The sequence below is a fragment of the Leptospira ainazelensis genome, from assembly GCF_016918785.1.
GTDB classification, from domain to species: domain Bacteria; phylum Spirochaetota; class Leptospiria; order Leptospirales; family Leptospiraceae; genus Leptospira; species Leptospira ainazelensis.
The window spans coordinates 530,671-553,330 of the sequence record NZ_JAFFPT010000079.1 but is presented as its reverse complement, the minus strand read 5'-3'; the positions used below and the strand labels follow the sequence as shown (position 1 = coordinate 553,330).

21 protein-coding genes are annotated in these 22,660 nt (G+C 42.7%); 10 read left to right on the top strand and 11 right to left on the bottom strand.

Going from position 1 to position 22,660, the window contains the following annotated elements; all coding sequences use genetic code 11:
* Positions 1-19 precede the first annotated feature (19 nt).
* Positions 20-2,158 (bottom strand): polyphosphate kinase 1, encoded by a 2,139-nt coding sequence (gene ppk1, locus JWG44_RS21480; RefSeq protein WP_205277056.1) that lies wholly within the window; start codon positions 2,156-2,158, stop codon positions 20-22.
* Between the two features lie 417 nt (positions 2,159-2,575).
* Here ppk1 and JWG44_RS21475 point away from each other — a divergent pair, with 417 nt between their 5' ends.
* Complete coding sequence (locus JWG44_RS21475; RefSeq protein ID WP_205277055.1) at positions 2,576-3,019, top strand: Rrf2 family transcriptional regulator; 444 nt, start codon at positions 2,576-2,578, stop codon at positions 3,017-3,019.
* Between the two features lie 425 nt (positions 3,020-3,444).
* Here JWG44_RS21475 and JWG44_RS21470 read toward each other — a convergent pair whose 3' ends face one another.
* Positions 3,445-3,840 carry a GyrI-like domain-containing protein gene (locus JWG44_RS21470; protein ID WP_232371788.1) on the bottom strand — a complete coding sequence of 132 codons (396 nt, stop codon included), beginning with the start codon at positions 3,838-3,840 and terminating at the stop codon, positions 3,445-3,447.
* 339 nt (positions 3,841-4,179) lie between these two features.
* A complete protein-coding gene (locus JWG44_RS21465; protein ID WP_205277054.1) occupies positions 4,180-4,905 on the bottom strand; it encodes an MIP/aquaporin family protein in 726 nt (241 codons plus the stop codon).
* Positions 4,906-5,037: 132 nt separating this feature from the next.
* Between JWG44_RS21465 and fliD the strand changes: the two genes are divergently transcribed.
* The gene (gene fliD / locus JWG44_RS21460; protein ID WP_205277053.1) at positions 5,038-6,957 is read left to right on the top strand and encodes a flagellar filament capping protein FliD; all 1,920 of its coding nucleotides are present in this window, start codon (positions 5,038-5,040) and stop codon (positions 6,955-6,957) included.
* Between the two features lie 18 nt (positions 6,958-6,975).
* Complete coding sequence (locus JWG44_RS21455; RefSeq protein ID WP_205277052.1) at positions 6,976-7,932, top strand: hypothetical protein; 957 nt, start codon at positions 6,976-6,978, stop codon at positions 7,930-7,932.
* A 180-nt stretch (positions 7,933-8,112) separates the two neighbouring features.
* Here JWG44_RS21455 and JWG44_RS21450 read toward each other — a convergent pair whose 3' ends face one another.
* Together JWG44_RS21450 and JWG44_RS21445 are read right to left on the bottom strand one after the other, a co-directional pair.
* Entirely contained in the window at positions 8,113-9,909 is a 1,797-nt protein-coding gene (locus JWG44_RS21450; RefSeq protein ID WP_205277051.1) for a SpoIIE family protein phosphatase, read from the bottom strand.
* Positions 9,910-9,912: 3 nt separating this feature from the next.
* Positions 9,913-11,652 (bottom strand): SpoIIE family protein phosphatase, encoded by a 1,740-nt coding sequence (locus JWG44_RS21445; protein WP_205277050.1) that lies wholly within the window; start codon positions 11,650-11,652, stop codon positions 9,913-9,915.
* 1,149 nt (positions 11,653-12,801) lie between these two features.
* Here JWG44_RS21445 and JWG44_RS21440 point away from each other — a divergent pair.
* Entirely contained in the window at positions 12,802-13,221 is a 420-nt protein-coding gene (locus tag JWG44_RS21440; protein WP_205277049.1) for a globin, read from the top strand.
* A 307-nt stretch (positions 13,222-13,528) separates the two neighbouring features.
* Here JWG44_RS21440 and JWG44_RS21435 read toward each other — a convergent pair whose 3' ends face one another.
* Entirely contained in the window at positions 13,529-14,485 is a 957-nt protein-coding gene (locus JWG44_RS21435) for a bifunctional riboflavin kinase/FAD synthetase (protein WP_205277048.1), read from the bottom strand.
* A gap of 32 nt (positions 14,486-14,517) precedes the next feature.
* Here JWG44_RS21435 and JWG44_RS21430 point away from each other — a divergent pair, with 32 nt between their 5' ends.
* Positions 14,518-15,123, top strand: a complete 606-nt coding sequence (locus JWG44_RS21430; RefSeq protein WP_205277047.1) for an LIC10729 family protein — start codon at positions 14,518-14,520, stop codon at positions 15,121-15,123.
* 199 nt (positions 15,124-15,322) lie between these two features.
* Here JWG44_RS21430 and JWG44_RS21425 read toward each other — a convergent pair whose 3' ends face one another.
* Positions 15,323-15,655 carry an STAS domain-containing protein gene (locus tag JWG44_RS21425; protein WP_118967589.1) on the bottom strand — a complete coding sequence of 111 codons (333 nt, stop codon included), beginning with the start codon at positions 15,653-15,655 and terminating at the stop codon, positions 15,323-15,325.
* 120 nt (positions 15,656-15,775) lie between these two features.
* Between JWG44_RS21425 and JWG44_RS21420 the strand changes: the two genes are divergently transcribed.
* From JWG44_RS21420 to JWG44_RS21400, 5 genes are read left to right on the top strand one after another with little or no spacing between them, the layout of a single operon-like run.
* Positions 15,776-16,477: an LIC_12936 family protein gene (locus JWG44_RS21420; protein ID WP_205277046.1), complete on the top strand. Its 702-nt coding sequence runs from the start codon at positions 15,776-15,778 to the stop codon at positions 16,475-16,477.
* A gap of 9 nt (positions 16,478-16,486) precedes the next feature.
* Entirely contained in the window at positions 16,487-17,215 is a 729-nt protein-coding gene (locus JWG44_RS21415) for a J domain-containing protein (RefSeq protein ID WP_205277045.1), read from the top strand.
* A gap of 5 nt (positions 17,216-17,220) precedes the next feature.
* The gene (locus tag JWG44_RS21410) at positions 17,221-18,213 is read left to right on the top strand and encodes a type I phosphomannose isomerase catalytic subunit (protein ID WP_205277044.1); all 993 of its coding nucleotides are present in this window, start codon (positions 17,221-17,223) and stop codon (positions 18,211-18,213) included.
* Between the two features lie 9 nt (positions 18,214-18,222).
* Complete coding sequence (locus tag JWG44_RS21405) at positions 18,223-18,507, top strand: HNH endonuclease (protein ID WP_069608433.1); 285 nt, start codon at positions 18,223-18,225, stop codon at positions 18,505-18,507.
* Between the two features lie 12 nt (positions 18,508-18,519).
* Positions 18,520-18,855 (top strand): DUF1292 domain-containing protein, encoded by a 336-nt coding sequence (locus tag JWG44_RS21400; protein ID WP_205277043.1) that lies wholly within the window; start codon positions 18,520-18,522, stop codon positions 18,853-18,855.
* A gap of 287 nt (positions 18,856-19,142) precedes the next feature.
* On the opposite strand, the gene eat is transcribed toward JWG44_RS21400, so the two are convergent.
* From eat to JWG44_RS21380, 4 genes are all read right to left on the bottom strand, one after another.
* Entirely contained in the window at positions 19,143-20,498 is a 1,356-nt protein-coding gene (gene eat / locus JWG44_RS21395; RefSeq protein ID WP_205277042.1) for an ethanolamine permease, read from the bottom strand.
* Between the two features lie 333 nt (positions 20,499-20,831).
* Positions 20,832-21,695 carry a hypothetical protein gene (locus JWG44_RS21390; protein ID WP_205277041.1) on the bottom strand — a complete coding sequence of 288 codons (864 nt, stop codon included), beginning with the start codon at positions 21,693-21,695 and terminating at the stop codon, positions 20,832-20,834.
* Between the two features lie 380 nt (positions 21,696-22,075).
* On the bottom strand, positions 22,076-22,342 hold the full coding sequence (locus JWG44_RS21385; protein ID WP_205277040.1) for a DUF2442 domain-containing protein: 267 nt from the start codon (positions 22,340-22,342) through the stop codon (positions 22,076-22,078).
* Positions 22,320-22,559, bottom strand: a complete 240-nt coding sequence (locus JWG44_RS21380; protein ID WP_205277039.1) for a DUF4160 domain-containing protein — start codon at positions 22,557-22,559, stop codon at positions 22,320-22,322. Before JWG44_RS21380 ends, JWG44_RS21385 begins: the two co-directional genes overlap by 23 nt.
* Between the last annotated feature and the right edge of the window lie 101 nt (positions 22,560-22,660).

Below are 22,660 nucleotides of genomic sequence, written 5' to 3'. Positions count from 1 at the left end.
GTATATTCAAGTTTTGTAATTATTCGGCGAAGTTCATTCTTTCGATTTGAGAATCGACCGACTTTTCGTCCTTTTCCAGGGTTCTCTTTCTGTAATGCCCGTCCGGATAGAGGAATCTCGCTTTTACGTTGTCTCTCAACTGAACGTCCAGAATCTTTTTGATTCTATCCTTGTTTTTGGGTTCGAGAATCGGAAAAAGAACCTCGATTCTTCTTTCAAAGTTCCTGGGCATACAATCCGCAGAAGCGAGAAAGGTCGCCTCGGCGCCTCCCGAATGGAAGTAGTAGATTCTAGTGTGTTCCAGAAATCTTCCAACGATCGAAAGGACCGTGATGTTTTCGGAAATTCCTTTGAGTCCGGGTTTGAGACAACAGATTCCTCGGATGATAAGATCCACTTTGACTCCCGCCTGACTCGCCTTATATAAGGAAAGTATAATATGCGGGTCGACGAGGGAATTCATTTTGAAGATGATTCTTGCGGGTTTTCCCGCGAGCGCGTTCTCGGTTTCCTTTTCGATCATCGTAATAAAGGTCGATTTGAGGTTGTGAGGAGACGCCGAGAGAAGATTTAACGTCGGCATCTTCGCATAACTCGTGATCGTATTGAAGATCGTAGAAACGTCTTCGGTGATCTGTTTGTTTACGGTAAAAAAGCTGAGATCCGTGTAATACTTGGAAGTTGTGGAATTGTAATTTCCGGTTCCAAGATGCACATAACGCACCATGTGATCGTCCTCTTTGCGGACGACAAGAAGCATCTTACAGTGAATTTTTAATCCGACAACGCCGTAGACTACGTGAACTCCGCGCGCTTCGAGTTTCTGCGCCCATTTGATGTTTCTTTCTTCGTCAAAACGGGCCTTGAGTTCCACAAGAACGGTCACTTGTTTTCCATTCTCCGCCGCTTGCCCTAAATACTGGATGATCGGAGAATCCCCGCTCGTACGATAAAGGGTCATTTTGATTCCGAGGACTCTATGGTCTTCGGATGCGATTCTTAAAAGATCTTCGATCGCCGAGAAGGATTGATACGGATGATGAAGAAGGCGGTCTTTCTTTTTCATCGCTTCGAAGATCTTTTCCGGCGTATCAAACTTCAGTGTCATCTTTTGTTGAAAGAAAGGATATTTGAGTTTGGAAGTATGATCCAAACCGTAGAAGAACATAGCGTCGTTGATGTTTAAAAGAGAAGCAACGTCGAAAACTTCGTGATCCTGAAGTTCGAGAAGTTCTCTGAGGGTGTTTTTGATAAAAGGAGAAGTTCCTTGATGAATGTCCATTCGGACCGCGTCGCCCCAGATTCGGTTGCGAAGTTCGTCCTTCATCGTGATCAATAAATCTTTTACCGATTTTTCTTCGTCGATGGAAATGTCCGCGTCGCGGATGATTCGGAAAGGATAGATTTCTTTTACGGTCATTCCGTAAAAAAGATCGTCTACGTGGAGTTTGATGATCTCTTCCAGCGGGAAAAATCTTCTTTCGTCTCCCTTTGTTTTCAGATGTAAGAATCGAGGGAGAACCGAAGGCACTTGTACGACCGCGAAAAGATCTTTTTTCCCACCGGTTTTTTCGTCGTCGGTGCTGAGAACCATCGCGAGATTTAAGGACTTGTTGAGAATATGTGGAAAGGGGTGCGACGTATCGATTGCGAGGGGAGTTAAGATCGGAGATACGTCTTCTTTGTAGTAACTTTGGATCTGTTTGATTTCGTCGATCGTCAATTCTTCCGGGTTGAGAATCACGTGGATTCCGGCCGCTTTCAATTCTTCTAATGTATTGGAAAACGTTTCGTATTGTTCCCGGACGAAGACGCGGACCTTGTCGGAAAGATCGGAGAGAATTTCGGAGGCGCTGTCTCCGTTGAGGCTTCTTTCGTCGTTTCCTTCTTTTACTAAATTTCGAAGTCCGGCGACGCGAACCATGTAGAATTCGTCGAGATTGGTTTCAGTGATACTTAAGAATTTCAGTCTTTCCAGGAGCGGATTTTCCGAGTCGTTAGCTTCTTCTAAAACGCGTCGGTTGAAATCGATCCAGGAAAGTTCCCGGTCGAAAAATATATTCGGGTTGCCGAGGTGAATCTCGAATTGATTTCCGTTGGAAGAACCGTTTTCGCTCGTTTTTGTCGGAGCTTGTTCTTGTATTCTTGGCTTTGACACTTGGATATCCTGAAAATTCTGGGAAGCCCCCTGAAGAAAAGACCGAAGGAGGGATTCTATTCCTGTTTAAACCTCCTTTGCGGGGAGTCAATGATTCTTGGAAGGATTTCGATGACAGCTTTGTTTCCCTTCTTCTTTTTGGACGGAGGAGATCCTACGTTTTTGGCGGTTTTTTTGGAAGAATGTCGAGAGTGGGGAGTTCCCGCACTCGTTGTTTAAGGAAATCATTTTTGGAACGAAAGTCGAGGGAGTTCCTACTTTTCAAGAAATTCCAGAGAAGAATCCGATTCTTCTCTCAAAAAAAGAGGGAGTTCCCGCACTTCAAAAAAAGCCGATCACTTTTATTCCAAAGAAAAGCCGAATTCTTCTTGGCAGGGACTCGTCTAAAACAATGAATACAGTGTAAGGAACAAAAACTTGGCAATTCCCAGTCGTTACGCGGTCGCGATTCATATTCTCACATTCCTGGAGAACGGGAACGGGGGAGATACGACTTCCGATACGATTGCTGAATCCGTGGGAACCAATCCTGCCATTGTTCGGACCCTCACCGGAAAACTCAAGAAAGCGGGACTCGTTTTGACGAGGCAAGGAGTTCCGGGTGCGAGCCTTGCGAAACCGGCGTCAGAGATCCTACTTTCCGACATTTACAGGGCCATCGAAGATTCCGATTGTCTCTTTAACGTTCATGATCATCCAAAACAAGACTGTTTTGTTGGAATGGGAATTCTCCCCACCCTTGAATGTATCTTTGCCCAGGCTCAAGCCGCCCTCCAAGCCAAACTCGGAGAATTCTCTCTCGCCGATGTGATGGAGCAGGTTCGAGGCGAGTGTCAGAAAAAAATGTCCCTCACGAATTGATTTTTTATTTTCTTCTTTTTTTCAATCTATCTTGTTAGTTTAATTGTAACAAGATAATACCAGGAATTCCAGGAAAATTGGAACAAGGGTAAAAAGCTCGGAAAAAAGGAGAATTCACAAATGGAAAAACTCAGAGGCGTTAAGCTGCCAAAAGAATGGCGTGGGAAAAAATCCTCAGGAAAAAGCGGAAAGAATTAGGGATTTAAGAATTCCATGCGAAAGCCTTGGATGAATATTCCATCTAAAAGAAAAAGAATTGAGATCAATATCTCTTCGCGTTCTTGGGTTAACGGGATTCGGAAAAGTACTTGATCGTAACGCGTCTAAGGTCCGGAGAGCAAAAGAGAATTTTGTGATCCGTTTTACTTCCGCAGTTACGGTTTGGAAAAACCGAATTGGATCGTTTGGCGAATGACGGCCCGATTCTATCTTTTGTATCGAATGGGAATCCAAAATTCTTCTTCCGAATCAGGACTTTCGTTTTTATATTTGTCTCCCAATTTTTCAAAATGAGGTCTGTTGTCTAAAATGTAATCTGAATTCGGCAGCCAAGTTTCAAAGAGGTATTGAAACGTTTTTGGTCCTTCACTTGCTCCACCTTTGTGCAGAAAAACGGAGTAAAGGCCCTTGGGAATCGTAATGGTTTCCATTTCGGAAGGGATCAAATCTGCATCTTGAACTTCAATCGCAGCCCATTTTACGAATTCTTTATTTGGATTAAAGTTTACAAAGTAAGAAGAATCGTAGATTTGAATCGAATACAAATCCGTTCCTATGGGATTTTTGATTTCATTTTTTCTCGTCATAAAACTTCGCCACAGGTCCGCAGTTTTATTTTGGGCAACGACATGGTCATTCTTTTCCCGATTAGTAATTTTACGGGGATCGTTTCTAATCTTGATTTCATTGAAAAGTTGAATCCTGGTTCGCGCCTTAAAAGCCTTTTGTCTTTCTTTGTTTCGACAAAGTATTTCTGCGTAAAGTGCTTGAAACGGACTTGGAAGTCTCGTACCAAATATACTCGGACAGACTTACATTCTTTATAAATCTTTCGATTCTAATCTTTTTGAAATTCTCTCGATTTGGTAATTTATATTTTCATAATGTAACTTACAAAACCTCGATCCTAAACTGCATCGTTTTTACGATTTGTTTTAGGGTTACTTCAAGTCTACCCAGGCCAGCACAAACCCAGCGAGCGCCGCTCCGCTCAAAGGGGCGACTACCGGAAGCCACGCATACTTCCAATTCGAAGGACCTTTTCCGGGAATGGGAAGAAGAAAGTGTGCAAGCCTCGGCCCAAAATCTCTCGCCGGATTGATCGCATAACCCGTGGTTCCTCCCATCGAAAGTCCAATGCTCCAAACGAGAATCCCAACCAAGAACGCTCCGAAATGGGTAGTCAATCCTTGCATCGTCGTAGAGAAAATGGAGACGATTCCTAAAATCAATAAAAAGGTTCCTAAGAATTCGCTGAAAAAATTCGAAGCGGTGTGAGATATCGCGGGCTCTGTCGAAAAAACAGCAAGGATCTTTCCCTTTTCCTTTGTTTCTTTCCAGTGCGGAAGATAGTGTAAAAAGTTGAAGACGGCTCCCGTAAAAGCGCCTGCGATTTGTGCGGGAATGTATATGAGCATTTTTGAATAATCTCCGGATTTGATCGCAAAGGCGAGTGTCACCGCTGGGTTGAGATGTGCGTCCGGACTTCCGAAAGCGTTTGAAGTAAAAATTCCGAGCATCACCGCAAAGGCCCAGCCCGTGGTGATCACGATCCAACCGCTGTCCTTGGATTTACTGTGTTCTAGCAAAACACCGGCGACGACTCCGTTTCCCAAAAGGATCAAAACAAAAGTCCCTAAAAATTCTCCCAAAACAGGCGATACCATAATTCCCCCACGAAAATCGGGACTAAAATCCACGGATTTCTAAGATCGGCAATTGGTTTTTAGAGCCCTCAATTTTTTCATTTTCCCTTATCTTTTTTCCGTTTCGACCGATGTAGAACTTAGGAGGACAAGATGCCCGCATTTACGATTCCAGGACTTAGCTCCGGTCAAGATACGAATTTGATCGTAAAAAAACTGGTGGAATTGGAAGGAAAACCGATTCGCCGACTTGAACAACAGAATTCGTTTAACAAAGCCCAAGTCAAAGCGTGGAACGATTTAAAAGTCGTAACCACCGACCTCCAGAATAAAACCAGAGCACTCATCTCATTCACCGCTCCCTTTGCCATGAAAAATATCGTTTCCGAACCGGAAGGTGTCGTAAGCGGAGACGCGTCCCGTTCCGCAAGCGCTGGAAAACGCAAAATCGAAGTGAAAGAACTCGCGACCTTCCATCAAGTTTCCGGAGATAAAACGGACGCGAATAAACAGATTCCCGCGGGAAGTTTTAAAATTTTTTCGGGGGATTCCGAAAAGGAAATCGAATTCTCCGGAGGAACGATCCGTGATCTCGCCTCCGCCATTAAGGTTTCGGCGGCAGGACTTGTAAACACAGCTCTTGTAAAAGTGGACGGCGATAATTACGTTCTTACGTTAACCGCCGGTCTTTCGGGGAAAGAACGAAAACTCAAGTTCGAAGATACAAACGGAATTCTCCAAGCTTCCGGTCTTGTGGGAGCGACGGAGCCGGCCGATCCTCCGAAAGAAATCAAACTTCTTCCCGAAGCGGATCAGATTCTTGTCTTTCAATCCGAAAAATACGGAGTTCCCGCAGACGCAAAACCTATATTCAAAGAAGAGAATGGAAAAAAATGGATCGAGGTAGCAAGCGTAGGTTCGTTTCAATTCGGAATTCCGACCTCGGAATTGAAGAAGAATACGAAGATAGAACTCATCACTCCGACGCAGCTTGCGCCGGAAGACAAAGTAGAATTAGGAATTCTTTATAAAGAAAACGATAAAGAGAAGATGATCTTGGAAACCGCTTCCAAACAGGAAGGAAAGATCGTTCTCAATCTCAAAAGTTTTCCTTCCGGAATGAAAGCCCATAAGATCCTTTTTGCAAATTCGAGCGGAAAGACGGTCGTCCTAGAAAACTTCCACATAGTCGTTCCGGGAGAATTCAAAGGTGCAAAACCGGCGAAAGAAATCACCGAAGCAAAGGACGCGGTATTCTTAGTCGACGGAATCGAAGTCAATCGACCGAAGAACGAAGGTTTGACGGACGTTCTCGACGGGGTTTCGATGAACCTTCTCAAAAAAACGGAAGGCCCCGTGAGCATCGATATCAAGACCGATTCCGATAAGGGTCTTGAGATGATCAAGGAATTCGTCGCCGCTTACAATACCGTATTAAAGTTTTCTAAAGAATCCACCGCAGTCGATAAGAACGCACAAGTAAACGACGGCAAGGAAGACGGCGGAGAAATCGGACAAACTTTTTGGGAAGGAAAAACCAAAACCGGACTTTTATCCGGAGAACATACGGTTCTTCGTCTGATAGCAGGAATGAAAACGGTCGCGAGTTCTTCTTACCCCGTTGCGGGTGAAAATCCTGTCCGAATGTTAAGCGACATCGGAATCAGCACCGGAAACGTCGGAAGCAAATGGGCCGATATCCAGGACGGATTTCTGATTCTCGACGAAGAAAAACTCAAAAACAAACTCGCTGAAAATCCGGACGCGGTTCGAAACCTTTTTGCGATCGATACAAATTCGGATGCGAGGATGGATACCGGAGTCGCCGTGGATCTTTTGGAACACGTAAAACCTTATACGCAGTATGCGGGCGGTTTAGTTTCCGGAAAGGTAAAGATGCTCGAAGAGCAAGTCACCGATAACAACAAGAAGATCAAAGAATACGAAAACCATCTCGTAAGTTACGAGAAAAAACTGAAATCCAAGTTTCTTTATATGGAACAGGGAGTCGGAAAAAACAAGGCCGTGGGAGCGTATCTGAACAACAATCTCAGAGGCGCCAGAAACGAGTGATTCAAGCAGGAGAGTGAAATGGAAATTTATATCAACGAACATCTCTTAGATAGTTCTCTTGAAAACGAAAAAAAATTGGGAGAAGTTTTTGGAGAGATCACAAAGTGGGTCGAGTCCAAAGGAAAGTATCTTCTCGGTTGCACCGTGGACGGCGTAGAGTTTCAACCTATCGAGATGAAGGATCGAGGAATCGACTCAACTCATAAGATGGAATTTTTTATCGGAGAAGAGATGGACTTTTTGGTTTCCACTCTGACCGAACTCGATCTTTACGTGGACAAGGTGGGCTCGACACTTTTTGGAAGAGATTCTTTGACCGAAAAGGAATCCAAGGAATTAACGGACGGAGTAAAGTGGATACAATCCGTATTGAATTCCGCATCCAATCTTCTTCATCTTAAATTGGATCAGATCAAACCGATGGGAACCGGAAATACGGTTTCGGAGATCGTTACCGAAATATCCTCTCATTGCGCGAGTCTTGACAGCACGGAAGCGATCGAATCCTTTTTGGAAAATCTAAGAGATCTCAAACTTTTTATCATGGATCTCATCGCAAGAACTCAAGTGTTAGATTTGGATCTTCCCACTCTAAAAGAAATATTGAATACGTTTATCGGAAACATCGGCGGACTCAAGGAAAGTTTCGTAAAAGTAAACGAAGCCTATCAATCCGGAAAGGACGAAGTCGCGACCGAGCTTCTTACGCAGTCGATCTCACAGATCAACATACTTCTTACTTCGTTTATCACTTTGAAGTTCAAAAAACCGGATCTAGATCTTTCTCAGATAACGATCGAAGGAATCGGCTTTGAGGAAAAGACCGGAGAGTTGAACGAGATTCTTGCATCGGTGGCGGTCGCATTGGAGGAAAAAGATATCATCCGCGCCGGGGATTTGATCGAATACGAACTTCCCGGAACCTTGGACGAGTTCCTACCATTTTTGAAATTGATTCAAGAAAAAATTTCCTAAAAGAAAAAGAATTCCATGGAAAAAGGTTTGGGCGAATCCGTCTTTGGCTTTGCCAAAGACGGACCGCGCTTTCTGCTCCAATCAACCGATTGAAAATGCGCGGAAAAGAATCGATCGATTCAAAACACAATCGGTTGATTCCGCGACAATCGCTTTCGCAAAAAATTTCCCGAACTCGGGTCAAAACACTTCCAAACAAAAGACCGTAACGTCGTCCGACATCTCTCCGCCTCCGTAAGAACTCGAATAGGAGAGGATGGAACGGATCATGGAACCCGTGTCTTCACTCACAAGAGATTTAACGGCTTCCAAAAATTGATGTTTGCCCAGAATATTACCTTCGGAGTTTCTCACTTCGAACAAACCGTCCGAATAAAAAAGGATTCGATCCCCTTTTAGAAGATTCAATTCGTATCTTTGAATTTTCGGGGAAGCGATCGCAAAAAGAATACCGCCCGAACCTTCGATAAAACTACATTCTCCGTTTCGGATCAAAAGACCGGGGTGATGACCTCCGTAGCTGTATTCCAATTTTTTTGAAGAAGGAACGTATCTCATATAAACGGAGGAAAGAAAGTGCAACGTGATCGTATCTTTCAGAAGGTGATGCATAAAGAGAAGATTCTGATCCGTAAGAGCGCTTCTTCCGGTTGCGGCGCCGAACGCGATGGAGGTCATAGCCGCCACCATTGCGGCGGAGATTCCGTGACCGGAAACGTCTCCGAAAAGGATATGAAGACTTTCGTCCGATTCCTTTTTTACGTTTAAAATATCGCCCCCCACCTTAACATAGGGTTGAAAATGGGAATGAATTTTGTAGTCCGGAGAATCGGGAAAGTCGCGGGTCGTGATCATCTCTTGGATGTCCCGAGCAAGATCCAAATCCAAGTCCAATCTATATAACAATTTTCTAATTTTCTCTAAGGATTCTTTTTTTTCGGTGATGTCTCTTAAAATATAAACTTTCCCGCCGTTTTTACCGGAAAGAGGAATCGGAGAGGATGAAACTTCCAGATATTTGTTTTCGGGAACGTTAAAAAAATCCTCGTGCTGATCCGCTATATTCGTATCCCAGTTCACTTTAAGATTCGTAAATTCCTTTCTTTCAAAATAGGAATCGGACGGAAAACCGTCCAGATATTGATTTAGATCCAGTCTTGTTCCCAAATTCAGATCTTCCGGAAGGTTTAACATCTTTTGTGCGGAGAGATTGTTGAACAGGAGCGTACCTTTGGGGGACAATAGAATCACACCCTCTCTGATTTCGGAATAGAGTCGGAGCGCGATATGTTCCAATTTTAAATCCATAAACCCGTATTTGTGGATCGCGATAAAGATACAGATCGATTGGATAACGGCCGAACTTCCGCTCATCGGAGGAAACGTAAGAGAAGGATTGATAAACCTCGGTAAAAGAGTCGTGAGAAAACTGAAGATAAAAGTTACGATCGTACCATACGCGACAAGTCTCGCCTGTTTTTTAAAAAAAGAATTAGAAGAACGAAAACTCTTAAGGATCAAAATCGAAGAACCGGTTAAGGTCGGAACTCCGATAACGATGGTGCTCACGTAAAGGTAAAGCGGTCCAGTGGCGATCACGTCTCCCCAATAAGCCCTTGTACTTCCGGAGATCACCAAATCGGTGCTAACTGCGATGATAAAGGAAACGAGGGAAAGGCCGCGAAAAAAATAGATAAGAAAACGGTAGGAAGAGGCCGCAAATTGAACCGCAAATTCAAAAAACAAACAGCCGATAAAGATCCATGCGAAAGAAGAAACTTTGAAAAGGATGGTCAACAGATGATTCGGTAAAAAAGACCAATAAAGAACGAGTGCGATATGCCAAATCGATAAGAGAAATGAAAATCTAAGATAGAGATTTACGGTTCTGGATTTGCCTTTGAGCGCGCTTACGTAGGCGAATAAGGATCCGTTTATTATCAAAGCCGTAAACGGAATGAGAACATACGGATTCATCGATTAAAAAACCTCCAAGATCAGAACGGCTAAGTCGTCGGTTAGTTTACCGCGTCCGAATTCGAGAGCGTGATCGATCGACGTTTTGAGAATATTGGAAGGTGTTTGAAGCGGGATTTCGTGGAGACTTTCCATAAAGTTTTCGTATCCCAGAATGTCCCCGTCCGCGTTCCTAACTTCAAAAAGACAATCGGAATGTAAAAAAAGGATATCTCCCTTTTTTAATAAGACCGAATAGTTTGTAAGATCCGTTTCGGGGGTGATCAGAAGAATTCTTCCGGAACCTTCTAAAGGAAGAATTTCTCCTTCTCGAAAGACTAAAATCGGGTGATGACCTGCATAAGAATATTTTAATATTTTTGTCTTCGGGTCGAACGAAAGATAAACCGCGGAAATGTGGTGGTTTAAAACGGCCCCTAAAAGTAAGTTTTGGATTTTTTCAAGAGCTTGTTTCGGTTCCGGATTTTTTTCGGAAACGAGTTGAAAGGAAATGGAAAGCATTCCCGCCACCATCGCCGAAGAGATTCCATGACCGGAAACGTCGGCAAAAAAAATATCCAGCTTTCCGTCCGAACGTTCAAGGGCTCTGAAAAAATCACCGCCCACGAGTTCGAAGGGTTGAAAATGAGAATGGAATTTGTATCTTACATTCTCCGGAAATTTTGTGGAGATCGCCGAAGTTTGGGCGATTTTTGCGATTTCAAGATCCTTGCTGAGAGCGGTATAGATCGATTCGATTTTCTCCCGGGATTCGATTTTTTCAGTGATATCCCGAAGGATAAAAAGATAACCCCTTTCGTTTCCGGTCAATTCGATATTGGATCTAGTAAGTTCCACTCCTTTGCAACTCGGATTGAAGATGGGTTGATATTCTTTGGAAAGATGATTCGGATTCTCCTGATATCCTCTGAAATAATCGGAGGGATAGAAGTAAGACGGTAAAGTGTTTGGAATTCCTAAAATTCGAATCGCGGATTCGTTCATAAAAAAGAGAGAACGATCCTGTTTGACTAAAATCATTCCGTCGTGAATGTCTTTGAAAAGTTCTACTGCAAGTCCTTCTATGTTGATTTTTAAAAAACCGTATTTCGTAATCGCAATGAATATTAGAAAAGACTGAATTACAATCGCCACAGGAGTCCAAGGAACCGAAAGAAGTCTTCCCTGTTCGTTCACTTGGATGATTTCGGAATAAAAACTGAGACACATCGCAGTCGTGGATCCGAGTATTGCGAGGCCGATTTGTTTTCTCTGGTTCTTATGAGAGGAAAGAAAGGATTTTGCAAGAATGCCCAACCCGATAAAACCGGGAAGAGCGACAAAAGCAAGGATCACTATGAGATAGAGAGGGCCCGGTTCGTTTTCATATCCCCAATAATAAAGTATGTTTCCCTTTACTACCTGATCGGTCGTCAGGGTAAGAAGGTAGGAAAGGGGAACCCCGATCCGAAAGAACCAAAGAAACAAACCGGGGGATCGGTTGAGAAACGTATAAACAAATTCTAAATAAAGAGCTCCTACAGGAAGCCAGGTTATGGAGAGAATTTTGAACGCCCAAGTCATCCAAGATTCGGGAAGATACGACCAGGTAAAAATATAAGTAAAAAGCCAAGCGTTGAGAGCGGTGGAATAAATCAGATAAGAACGAATGATCGGGTTTCCCGTGCGTCTTGCATAAACGAACGCGATAAAAATCGTATTCGCGAATAAGGCGATCATAGGAAAAAAAAGGTAATAATTCATACGAAAGAAATCTGTTATAACCTCGAAATGACAGGATAAAGATCACCCGATACGAACCGAAAAAAAGAATCGGAATTTCAATCCTATTATTGGTTTTGACGAGGATTTTGAAACTATAAAATATTTATTTAGAAAAATACCAACCTTTTTGAGAGAAAGAATTTCGAATCGTTCGTTTCCAAGAAAAGAAAGAAAGTTTTTGTTTCTAAATCTTCAAAGTGAAAGACTTAAAGATTCGGATCAAAAAACAAAATCAAAAAAATAAGGGTTCACGGAATTCTAATAAACCGGGAAGGGGATATCGGTACGGCCTATGAAATTCCTTTCCACGAATAAAAAAGAAAAGTTTTTTGATTCCAAATCGCGGATTGAAATTGGAAATAATTAATTTCAGAATCAAAACTTACAAAAAAAAGTTTAGGATCTCTGAAACATCGGAGAATTTTCTTTTAAAAAGAAAACGAAAATCAGGAGGAAAAATTCTTCTTCGATTCTGCAAAATCGGAGAACCAAGGATGGATGGATCCGTTTGAGGATTTTGCTCTGTCCACAACGAAAATTCCGGAAATATTTCTGTTATATAAGATGAAGTCCGACCCTTGAAAAATCAGTTTAGAACTTATTTCAAAACCTGAAAAGAAACCACTTTCAACACTCAAAAAGCTGCTCGTTGATAAAACCGCTGGAGTTCCCGCATTGTTTCTTTTTGGAGGTTTATGAGCTTTGTAACAAAGAGCTATTATTCTTAAATCTCCGGATGGGAGTTCCTACATTCTGTGAAATTCAGTGTATCACTTCCGTTGGCGCGCGACAGGTCTTGGAAAAAGCTCCGATTCTCTTTTTCGACGGCTTCGGTTTTCGGGAATCTCGTAAAGAGGGAGTTCCTACGTTTCAACGTCGGAAACCAGTCGAATTTGTGGGATCAAATGGGAAATCCGGATGGGAGTTCCTACAAAAAATTAAAAATCCTTTCGTAAAAGCAAATTCTTCCTAAGGAACTTTCATTTTGAACTTGGGTTTTAACAACGAAGGCTCCGCTCGGGAACACATTCTTATATTTCGATTTACGCCATTTTATAAACCAAGATGTCTCTTTCCTGAATTCGTATATCATTGAAGCTCGAAGCCGGAGAAAAGGGGACCCGATCCATGAATCCTTTGACAAAGAACCAAGCGCAGAGTCTGAATGAATCTTTTGAAATTGTCAATTTAGATAAGGTCAAATTTGCTGAACTTGTCTTTTCTTACTTAAAATTCAATCATCCGAAATATGAAAATATCTTTACCGTCCTCAAGATCGACGACGTTCGATCCTTTATGGGTTCCGCTCGTGAAATCGTAACTTCTTGCAGTCATGACTTTTTATTCTCAAAGGCGGTTCGTAATTTCGGTTCCGAATGTTTGAAGATCTGCGGACGTCCGGAGGACATCCTACATTTAGAAAAAGCCTGGATTTTCGCTTTGGAAGAATGGTTGGGGCCTTGGCACACACTCGAAATCGAAGAAAGCTGGAAAGAAGTATTCAATATTACTTATCTCTCTTTTACCGAAACTCTTCAGTGGAGCTAAAAAAGATTCACGCGATCCTTCTTCCTTTTCTTATTTTTCCTTTCTTCCGAACTTTCTTTTTTCTTTCTCTTTTCTTCCAATGAATCTCTTGTTCCGACAAAGGATTCGTTTTTAAAAACGTTTGACACGGACTTTATAAGTCCGGCTCCGCGATTTTTCATTGGATTCTTTTTTTTTTAAACGCGGCAGGGATCGACTCGGAGTCAATCCATCGAAAAAAAATCCAAGGATTCGATTTAAAGAAAAATGGATGGATTGACTGAAGAGGAGAGCCCGGTCCGTCGAAGACGGAGCCGCCCAAAAAAACTCAGAGTTGAATCGTTTTTTCAGGGTCTTGGGATTTTAGAATTTCCCTGGCGCCGATTTCATCTTTTTTCAATTGAGAGATTAGATTTTCCACTCCGGAAAATTTTACTTCGTCTCGGAGTCGATCCGTAAACGTGATTCGAATCGTCTCTCCGTAGATCTCCTTTTCAAAATCGAAAATGTTCGATTCCACCGTAAGCGGATTTTCCCCAAAGGTCGGATTGCGTCCTATGTTGATCATCGAAGGATATTCTTTCCCCTCCACGTTTGTATAACCCGCGTAAACCCCCACTCCGGGTAGAAGAATGTTCGCGTTCGGTTTTACATTCGCGGTCGGAAATCCGATCTCTCTCCCGCGTTTATGCCCCCCGACCACAACTCCGTCGACGGAATAAAAACGGTTTAGACATTTTTTCGCTTCCCTTACGTTTCCTTCTCCGATCAATCCTCTCACATAAGAACTCGAAAGTTTGATTTCCCCCAAATAGACGGGGTCGACCCTTTCCACGGTGTAGTTTAGCTTTGTTGCATATTCTTTTAAAAGTTCGTAGTTTCCCCTTCTTCCCTTTCCGAAACAATGATTGTATCCGATTACGATTTTTTCGGTTCTTAATTCCTTTAGGAGAATCTCTTCCAGGAACGTTTCCGCGCTCATCTCGGCCAGCTCCTCGTTGAAAGGGAGGACTATCAAAAAATCGATCCCTTGTTTGCGGATCCATTCTTCTTTGTCTTTGAGAGTCATCAGACTCTTCATTTCCGGATTTTTTCCCAATACGATCGCAGGGTTCGGATCGTAGGTAACGACGCAGGAAGCGAGTCCGCTTTCCTTGGAAATCTTCAGAATTCGATCGATCAGGGCTTGGTGACCCAAATGGATCCCGTCAAAATTTCCCAATGTGACTACGCAAGGAGAATGAATTGATTTTCCCGCTCCTTCAAGTGTATGGATTGTGATCAAATTCTTCCCGGTCCTGTCGATACTATGAGTAGATGTTTTTCTACCGATTTGTAATCTTTTCTCTCTGTTTAACTTTTACCAGTACTGGGTTTCTCCAGTCGGAAGAAAATCCGAAATTTAAAAAATTCATCAACTTCGATCATCAGTTTGAAGAGGGCGCCCCTCTTCAAACTGAAGATTTTCGAACTTACGCCGAACTTTCTACTTGGGCCATTCACAACGGTCTCCAATTGGTCCGCGATCGTTCCGATTTTGCTCCCGGCGCCGGAACCGGAAAACTCCAAAACGGACTCTGTAGAATGATTCCCGAAGAAGGTCTTCGTTTTTATCTCACCGCGGATCCATCCCGCAACGAACCTCTTTTCGTTCAATTGGACCTAACGCAGTTTACATATACGGAAAGACCCAAAGGTCTCAAACCTCGGGATCTGAGAATTTTTGTAAACGGGGTCCTCAAGGCTACGGTCTCTTTTCCGGGAAACTCTTCCACGTATTCTTCTCAATTTCCAGTTCGTTTTCGCGTGGATCCGGGAGAATTGATCGGAGGCAGATTGGATTTTCGACTCGTTCCAAACGCCGGAGAACTTGGTCGTTTCTGGGGAATCTGGGACGTTTTTTATCACTATCACGCCCCCTAAAAAAGGAAAGTCCGAATCCCTCCGGACTTCGATCAATCTCCCGTTTTGCCAATTTTCTCGTGCGAAACCGAAATCACTTTTTTATAAATCCAAAAGTAAGAATTTGAATTTAGGACGAAGAAGAATTTTTTTCCAAAAACGAGAGGATTCCTCTCGTTCTTCGCGGCTTTCGGAGAGGGAAATGGGATGCAACGGTTTTTTAAGGGAAGTTGGAAGTGAATTCCGCAGGACTGATTGTTTTAAAGTAAGACGTGAGCCCTGCCACTTTGAAGACTTTTTCGATCGCGGGTTTCATGTTTGCGATAAAAAAAGACCCGTTGAGGTCTTGTACGTAGTTTAGCTGCTTTATCAACATTCCGATTCCGGAAGAATCAATGTAATTCAACTTTTCTAGATTTACTACTACGTTTTTATTTTCCTTGTTTACGTTCGTTTCGAAGAACGTCTTGAGATCGATGGATGTGTATATGTCCAGACTGCCCGAAAGACTTACTATATTTGTTTCTCCTGACTTTCTATGATTGATTTCCATACCGATCCTTTCCTTCCCTTTTCCCAGAATTTGACGATAAGTTCAATCTATTTTTGATAAAATTATGGGGAAAATCCGAGAACCACCGAAACTATTAAAGGACAGCGTCCGGAAACCGACATGAAAGCCACATTATTTTATTTCCTAATTTTAATTTGCGCCTTTACTGGTGTCTTCGGACAAGAGTTTGAACCGGACGGCAAAGTAAAAATTCTTCCCTACGAACCGGGTCAAGTAAAGGACTTGGAACTTTTAGGAAAGGATATCGCGGAGTTTCACAAAAGAATCGAAAGCCGTCTCGCCTTCTTAAATCGCAGAAAACAGATCCAAGACAATCTCTACAGTCAATTTATTCCCGCTTACGAGGACCAAATTCCTCAAACTAGAAATCGTTATATGCTCGATCTTCGTTTTGTTTTGAAGGTTTCGGGCGCGGGCGCTCAAAGTTCTCCTATCAAATTGGAATCCATCATCTTTTGGAGTAGGAAATCATTAATTTCCAAACTGAGGCCTCAAGAAGAGGAAATCAGCATTCTTAAAAATGATAAGATAAACGCCGAAGGTTCGGACTCTATCGAGCTGGTAGTGAAGAGAAAAACGGACGCGGGAACCAAAGAAACGGTGTATAATGTCGCTACGATTCGGGAACCCGCGCAAAGAGTAAAACTCGTTCGTATTTACAGAACGAACCTCATAGAAATCATTCGTAGAATCGACAAGTATGTGGAAGGAAATATCAAAACGAGCGCGGAAGACGTGGAAACCACACTTCGAGAAGTGGAAAACGGCGGACCATATCAGGAGAATCTTCCAAAGGATTGAACTTCTTTCATGAGTGATCCGGGATTTCAAAATCATTTCCCGGATCATTATAAAAATCTGGGTTTATCTCCTCTCGCTTCCGTAGAAAAGGTCAAAACGCGTTATCGGGAATTGGCCAAAATTTTTCATCCCGATAACCGAGAAACGGGTTCCTCCGATCTTTTTCAGAAGTTCGCTCATTCTTACCAAATTCTCACACACCCGACCCGAAGAAAAGAATACGACCTTCAGTATCTTTCGAGACATCCGGAGATTCTCTTTCGATTTCGATCCGCAAACGAGGGAAAGAATGGAACCGGAGAAGTTTCCTTTCGTCCCAGGGAAATTCCCGCTTCTAGAATTTTATACGCGGGTCAAGCCGTCGAACTCGCGAGAAAAGGACTTCTCCGCGCGGGAATGCGGAACCGAGAAAGAAAAAAATATTCCGGAATCTATTACGATATTAGAATTCTCTTAACTTCCGAAGAACTCAACGTTCCTATCTTCGCAAAAATTCCTCTGGTAGTTCGTGTTCTTTGTCCCGAATGCAGAGGGTCTAACGTGTTCTGCGATTCCTGCGGCGGAAAAGGAACTTATAAGAGTTTTCGAAATCTAAACCTGGAGGCCGAAGCCGGTAAACTTCTTCCCGGAAAAGTTTACGAACTCGATCTCACCGGTCTCAAACCCGACGGGTTTGTTCATTTTAAGAAAAATCGTCTGAAAGTAAAAATTGAACTCCTGGAAGGGAGTAAAAAATAGGTCTTATGCAAAAGCTGATCCGATTTTATCCGATCTATAAGGAAAGAATTTGGGGTGGAAGAAAACTCGGAAATTATCCGGGAAGATCCATTCCCGAAGGAAATATCGGAGAATCCTGGGAAATCTCGGACTATGGAAACGAAGTTTCGATCATCAGCAACGGTTCCTTAAAAGGAAAATCGTTTCGAGAAACGTATCAGGAAAATACGGATGCAATTTTAGGAAAATCATTTCGAGGAAAATCTTTTCCTCTTCTTATCAAACTCATAGACGCAAAAGAAAAACTTTCGGTGCAAGTTCATCCCGACGACGCTTACGCGAAAAAATACGATCCTCAAAACGCGGGAAAAAAAGAAGCCTGGACCGTGTTACAAGCCGAACCGGGTTCCAAACTCGTATGCGGTTTTTCGAATGCTACCAGCAGAGAAGAATTTCAATCCCTCGTGGAAACAAATCGCGCCGAGGAAATTCTCAGAGAAATTACTGTGAAAGAAGGGGATTCCTTTCTTCTCAATCCGGGAAGAATCCACGCGATCGGCTCGGGAATTCTTTTGATGGAAGTGCAACAATCCTCGGATTCCACTTACAGGGTTTACGACTACGGAAGACCGAGAGAACTTCATCTCAAAAAAGCCTTGGATGTTCTGGACTACAACGGTCCTTCGGAAGAAGATATTCTTAAACCCGAAGTCAAATCTTGGGGGGACGGAAAGAGATTTCGTCTAACGGCAAACGATAAATTCTTAATGGAAACTTTCGAAGTTTCCGGTGAAGGAAAAACGTTTTGGATTCCGAGTTTATACGAAGAATCGGTTTTCCAGATTTTGATCGTACTCCAGGGAAAAGTCAAAATCGAAGGGGAAGAACTTTCCAAAGGGGACACCGCCCTTTTAACGGCCTCAGGTTTGGAAGAAGGTATTTCCGCGACCAATCTGAACGAATTTACGAAACTTTCAGTTTCCGGTCCCGGCTCCGATTGGGGGATCTACAAAGATTAGATTTTTTGAATGGACCCTGAAGAACCCATCATTTGGATCAGTGAGGAAGAACTTTCCAAACAGAGAAAGATCGCCAAAGACCTTCGGAAAACTCCTTGGTGGAAAAAGAAAAAGGCCGACGGAATCTGTCACTACTGTGGAAAAAAATTTCCTCCGGAAGAGCTGACGATGGATCATCTGATTCCTCTTGCAAAGGGCGGAAAGTCGATCAAGGCCAATCTGGTTCCCGCATGCAAAGAATGTAATTTTGCCAAAAAAAACAAACTTCCTTTTGAATTCGATTCCGGGAACTAAGGGGAGTTAAACGTGCAAGACCTTTCTCAAGACGACGAATTTCAAGAACACGAAGAATACGGTCAAGAAACGGTTCAACTTTTGGACGAAGAGGGAAATTCTCATTCTTTCATCATCGCGGAAGCGCTCGAGATCGATGAAAATCAATACCTTCTTCTGACTCCGGTCTTGGAAGAGGATTTCGAGCTGGTCAATCTGGACGTGAGCTTTTTGAGAGGAGAAGACGAAGCGGGTTACTTTGCGGTTCGCCTCGAGTCCGACGAGTTCGGAGACGATTGTTTGATCGAAGTGAAGGACAAGAGAGAACTGGAAGACATTCTCGCAGAGTTAAACGTAGATATCGTTTGAGAACTTCGATCTCAAACGATTGCGGGAACTCCCTCTTTTCAGAAAGGTTCAGACGGGGATTTCCGGTTTTTTCCATTTTAGTTTTGTTTTGCCGATGAAACTAAAGTAGGATCTACCACTTTTCCAAAAGGACAGAAGAACCCCTGTCTTTTTCCCTCGACAGTTTTTCGTCCTAAAGGCTGGAAGTTTCAGAGAAAAATTTGTCGGAGAAGCGACCGCTAAAGAAACGAGAGACCTCAAAAAAAAGAAAAGCTCGCGTTGAACATTCTTCTTTTCTTAAGATTCTACTAAAAATCGGTATCTCCTCTTGAGAGCGGAGCTTCCTCCTTTTCCGGAGCGAGAGAAGAATGTGGAATTTTTCTCAGATCAAAACCCTTACTTCCGAGATACAAAAGAATGGCAACGGTCAATCCTCCCTGAAGGATAAAGAACAAAAACGTATTATAAACGGCTAATGTAATAAAACAAACAAAACTCAAAACGAGGGAGAACGCCGGAAGAAGAGGATAGAAGGGAGCACGATACGGTTTTTTTTGTTCCGGGTTGCGGATTCTTAAGACAAAAAAGGAAATCATACTCACACAATACATTCCGCAAGCTCCGAAAGCGGAGAGAGTGATCAATTCTCCCGTGTTTCCGAATTGAAGCGAGACAAGTCCGAACAATCCTCCGCAGAGGATCGCGAGGCTCGGAGCCTTCGTTTTCGAATTCAGACGAGAGAGAATTTTCGGAAGAAAACCTTCTTTTGAGAGCGCATAGATTTGTCTTGAATAGCCGAGAATGATTCCGAGCAAAGAAGCAACGAGACCGAAAAGTCCGATCCCCGTAAAGAGCAAGGTCATCCAAGAAGAAGATCCATAAAGATTTCCTAATGTAAAAGAAAGCGGATAATCCAGTTTCGAAACTCCTTCGGTGGAAATGACCCCCGCCGTTCCGAATAAAACTCCGAATGCCAAAAGGACGAGTGTTCCGATCCCGGAGAGATAACCTCTGGGAATGTCTCGTTCCGGATTCTTCACTTCCTCCGCAGCCATAGCAACGCCTTCCACCGCGAGGAAAAACCAGATTGCGTAAGGAAGAGCTGGAAAAAGATTCCAAAAAGAAAAAGAAGAATTCTCCGTGATCTTTTCTAAATCGAAATGAGGAAAAACAAGAAAGAAATATAAGATAAGTCCAAAGACGGCGGTTAACGTTACGAAAAGTTCGAACCTCGCGGTTTGTTTGATTCCTAAGAGATTGATTCCGAGAAGAACGAGAAAAAATCCATTCGCCGCCCAGGCTTCGTCGAGAAAGGGAAAGAGAAAATGAAAATAACCTCCAAGGGCAGAAGCTATCGCGGGAGGAGCCAAGACAAATTCTACAAGAGTAAAAAATCCGGCAAACAAACCTCCGATCGGACCGAGCGCGACGTGAGCATAAGCGGAGGGCCCACCCGCGTGAGGAATCGAAGTCGCGAGCTCCGTAAAACAAAGAGAGAAGGTGGAATAAAAAACGGCGACGATGGAAACCGCAGTTAAGAATTCCCAGAAGTTGGAATGTGCCCAGCCAAGATTCCATCCAAAATAATCTCCTGAAATGACGAGACCGACGGAAATTCCCCAGAGATGAAAAGGACCGAGAACTTTTTGCAAAGAAGAAGACATGGGGAGAATCCATTCTTTCTTTCAAAAAAGAAAAGAAGTTTTTAAGAATCGAGATTCGATTTTTATAAAGAATTCGTTAGAGAAGATGCAGGGCACGTGTTCGTTTCGAATCGTTGTTTTACCGTTTGGTTCACGTGGAGTTTTGAATGCTCATTCGAACATCGTGCCAAAGGCGTTTTATTCAAGCGCTTAGGAATTTATTCCTGAGAAATTTTGTCAGTTTGTCGATTTAGAGGATCGATGAAAACCCTCAAGTCAAACGCGCCCTTCTCAAGGAGAAAAAAGACAAGTAAGGAAAGTCAGAGCGTGAAAGGAGCGAACTTTTAAATCAATCTACGACTTCCAGGATGCAGCAAGATCTGAGCAAAAAGCCATGGATTTGTGATTCCAGAATTGTTCAAAACTGAGACTGTCCATCACTCGCCGATAAGCAACGCTTGTTTTGAACAAACTTCTGATACCTTCCAGATCTTTATTTCGAACCGATTCACGAAGTTGAAAGAACTCATCAATTCGGAATCTGATACAGACGTCTGCGAGATAAGAATAGATACTGTCTCGAAAATCCTCATTCGCGTATTTACTCGGCGGCGGGTTTGGGTTATGTTCATTTACGGCGAAATAATATTGCCAATCATTCGCAGTGAGAAATCCATCTATTTCAGTGACTACATAATCCCTTTCGAGAAGGAATATTTCCGCGATCCCATAATATTCTGGTACAAGGCTTAGCCAGAATTCATACTGACGTGTTATGTTCGGATAGCCGGGCATTGGAAGAGAACAGTCTCTCGCAATCTTTAGTAAGGGAAAGGGTTGAGCCAGCCTACCATAAACATGGCCGGGGTGTGCCAGGAATTTTGTCTCAAAGCGATTTTTGTACTGCAAAGCGGACCTGAGCATTGTGTTCAGAGGTAAGAGACTCATCGGGCTTTTCTTATCTAATTCAGATTCAGCCGACTGGAGGTAGCGCGCGAGGTCTGTCCGGACCATTTCGGATTCTTCCCGATCCAGAAAAAGTCCAAGATCTATCTTTTCACCCGGAGTTAGTTTCTTTTTTTTCGGTAGCCAATAACCTTCCGGGTCGAAAGTGTTTAGGACGTTACTCAGAAATTCGATCGGATCGTTTGTTTTCCGATACGCGTCTATCATTTCGAAAACCAGCTTATTTCTATTTCTGACAGGTTCTGATTTCATTTTGAGACCTTAATATTTCCCTACAATAAGAAGCATATTACTTGAAATAAAAAAACGAAGTTTTGAAGAGTCTAAAATCCTTCATTCGTTTTGGTATAAGTTTGAATTTTTTTTCCGAATCAAACATTAAGAGAATTCAAAGAATAGAATCCGTTGAATCGAATAAACAAGGACGCCTTCCTTGAGCAAAAGAAGATCGACGCTGTTTTAGTTGTAAAACCTTTTCCATCGGGAGCCTATGGCAAGTTATAAGTTTCCAATAACGTGTGCGATTTTTTAATTCGGAGATCGATATTTGCAATCGCAGGTGGCACGAAAGGACATTTTGCTCACGTTGTTAGGCGATGAACCCGGCGTTCTTCTAATAGAATTTCGAAAATTTATAAAGGAAGTTGAAAGCGGCCTTCAATGATTCCTTGAACAGTCAAATCCTCGTCAAGATTTTCCCATCTCAAAGCGTATCCATCCAATTCCAATGTCGCCTCTTTAAGTTCTAATTCTGTCGCGGCTTTCAAAAGTTTGAATCGATCAGCAGGAAAACCTATGATTCTGCCATCGGAAAGTTCAATGTAGACCATACGGCCTTCAGTCCAGACTTTTATCGCCGGCACATTCGATAGAATATTATCTTTGGTTATGGAACTCATTATATGCCTTTAAGAATTGATCTTTGTATTCAAATACTAGCTTTTCTATTTCGCGAATTTCATGGGCCTTGAAACCTTTGTTATCAGATAACATTACACTATCTAACCAAAATTTGCATTCCGAATTTCCTTTCCTACAGTGAATATGAGGAGGCTCTGAACCCTCATTTGAATAAAAATGGAATCTAAAGCCGAATATTTTGAGTATTGTTGGCATTCGATTCTATAATTAGACTATACATTTGTATGTCAATTGTCATTTAATCTCCCATTAGATCCGTTCCGGTTTTAGAATATATTTCGTCTACAATGTGCTGT

Coding starts and splice junctions, on each gene's coding strand:
- JWG44_RS21410 (WP_205277044.1), top strand. CDS start 17,221: ATGCAAAAGCTGATCCGATTTTATCCGATCTATAAGGAAAGAATTTGG.
- JWG44_RS21430 (WP_205277047.1), top strand. CDS start 14,518: ATGTTTTTCTACCGATTTGTAATCTTTTCTCTCTGTTTAACTTTTACC.
- JWG44_RS21405 (WP_069608433.1), top strand. CDS start 18,223: ATGGACCCTGAAGAACCCATCATTTGGATCAGTGAGGAAGAACTTTCC.
- JWG44_RS21445 (WP_205277050.1), bottom strand. CDS start 11,652: ATGAATTATTACCTTTTTTTTCCTATGATCGCCTTATTCGCGAATACG.
- JWG44_RS21455 (WP_205277052.1), top strand. CDS start 6,976: ATGGAAATTTATATCAACGAACATCTCTTAGATAGTTCTCTTGAAAAC.
- fliD (WP_205277053.1), top strand. CDS start 5,038: ATGCCCGCATTTACGATTCCAGGACTTAGCTCCGGTCAAGATACGAAT.
- JWG44_RS21450 (WP_205277051.1), bottom strand. CDS start 9,909: ATGAATCCGTATGTTCTCATTCCGTTTACGGCTTTGATAATAAACGGA.
- JWG44_RS21425 (WP_118967589.1), bottom strand. CDS start 15,655: ATGGAAATCAATCATAGAAAGTCAGGAGAAACAAATATAGTAAGTCTT.
- JWG44_RS21385 (WP_205277040.1), bottom strand. CDS start 22,342: ATGAGTTCCATAACCAAAGATAATATTCTATCGAATGTGCCGGCGATA.
- JWG44_RS21420 (WP_205277046.1), top strand. CDS start 15,776: ATGAAAGCCACATTATTTTATTTCCTAATTTTAATTTGCGCCTTTACT.
- JWG44_RS21415 (WP_205277045.1), top strand. CDS start 16,487: ATGAGTGATCCGGGATTTCAAAATCATTTCCCGGATCATTATAAAAAT.
- JWG44_RS21380 (WP_205277039.1), bottom strand. CDS start 22,559: ATGCCAACAATACTCAAAATATTCGGCTTTAGATTCCATTTTTATTCA.
- JWG44_RS21390 (WP_205277041.1), bottom strand. CDS start 21,695: ATGAAATCAGAACCTGTCAGAAATAGAAATAAGCTGGTTTTCGAAATG.
- JWG44_RS21465 (WP_205277054.1), bottom strand. CDS start 4,905: ATGGTATCGCCTGTTTTGGGAGAATTTTTAGGGACTTTTGTTTTGATC.
- JWG44_RS21440 (WP_205277049.1), top strand. CDS start 12,802: ATGAATCCTTTGACAAAGAACCAAGCGCAGAGTCTGAATGAATCTTTT.
- eat (WP_205277042.1), bottom strand. CDS start 20,498: ATGTCTTCTTCTTTGCAAAAAGTTCTCGGTCCTTTTCATCTCTGGGGA.